General features: G+C 80.2%; 1 protein-coding gene. It reads left to right on the plus strand.

Annotation, left to right across the window (positions count from 1 at the left end):
• Positions 1 to 1455, plus strand: a 1455-nt coding sequence (locus tag ABZ641_RS37150; RefSeq protein ID WP_359988987.1) for an FtsK/SpoIIIE domain-containing protein, incomplete at both ends; no start/stop codon positions are given.

Raw genomic sequence — 1455 nt, forward strand, 5'->3', positions numbered from 1 at the left:
CTCCCTGCCCCGGCGGTCCGCCGTTCCCGTTCCCCCGTCGCCCCCGTTTCCCCCGTTTCCCCCGGTTCCCCCGGTTCCCCGGGTCCCGGCACCGCCCCGGGCACGCTGCTGCCCGCCGTCCCGGTCACCGCCGACCTGCAGACCGCGGGCAGCCTCGGCCTCGCCGGGCCGCGGCCGCGGCGCACCGGGCTCGCCCGCGCCGTGCTCGCCCAGCTCGCCGTGCTGCACCCGCCGAGCGGCCTCGCCCTGGTGGTGGTCGCCGCCGACGAGCAGCGCGCCGCCGACTGGGACTGGACGATGTGGCTGCCCCACCTGCGACCCGGCCAGGGGCAGGACTGCCGGCTGCTGGTCGGCTTCGGCCCCGAGCAGGCCCAGGCCCGGCTCGCCGAGCTGGCCGCCGCCTCGGGCGGCCCGGAGGCCACCGTCCTGCTCGTCGACGGCGACCCGGGCACCCCGGAGGCCCGCGAGGGCCTCGACCTGCTGCTCCGCCAGGGCCCCGCCGTCGGCGTCTTCACGGTCTGCCTCGCGGAGTCCGAGGAGGAGCTGCCCTCCGGGATCGGCGCCCGCGCCGCGGTGACCGGCGAGGTCGCCACCCGGCTCACCGTCGACCTGCCCGCCGGCGGCGCCCGCGAGCGGATCGAGGACGTCGCCCTGGACGCCGTCCCGGCCGCCTGGGCCGAACGGCTCGCCCGCGCTCTCGCCCCGCTGCGGGAGGCCGCCCCGGCCGCCCGCGGACCGCTGCCGGACGCCCTGCGCCTGCTCGACCTGCTCCGGCTGGAGGCCGTCACCCCGGCCAAGCTCTCGGACCGCTGGGCCGGGCTGCCGGACGGCGCCGGCGCGGCCACCGCCCTGATCGGCACCGCCCGGGACGGCCTGTGCACCGTCGACCTCGCCGACACCGAGGCCGCCGACGGCCACGGCGCCGAGGGCGGCCCGCACCTGCTGATCGGCGGCGCGGCCGGCTCCGGCAAGACCGAGCTGCTGCGCACCCTGATCGCCTCGCTGGCCGTCGCCGAACGCCCGGAGCGGCTGGAGATCACCGTGGTGGAGTCCCGCTCCCCCGCCGACCGGGACCAGTCGGCCGGCCTGCGGGCCTGCACCGACCTGCCGCACGTCACCGCCCACCTGGACGCCGCCGCGGACCCGCGGCAGGCCCTGCTCACCGCCGAGGCCCTGCTGGACGAGCTGGCGCGCCGTGAGACCCTGCTCGGCGGGCGGGACTTCACCGCCTGGCACACCGCCCGGATACTCCGCAAGGCGCCCGCCCTGGTGACCGCCGGAGGTCCGACCGCGGCCGCGGCCGCGACGGCCCGGGTGGTCGAGCAGCGCACCGCGCCGGACGCGGCCGCCGCGCCGCGGGTACCCGCCCGGATGGTCGTGGTGGTCGACGACCTGGACGCGCTGTACGCGCCGACCTCGCCGGCCGGCCGGCCGCTCTCCCGGGCCCTGGCCGCG

It is taken from the genome of Kitasatospora sp. NPDC007106 (assembly GCF_040634455.1).
Classification (GTDB): Bacteria; Actinomycetota; Actinomycetes; order Streptomycetales; family Streptomycetaceae; genus Kitasatospora; species Kitasatospora arboriphila.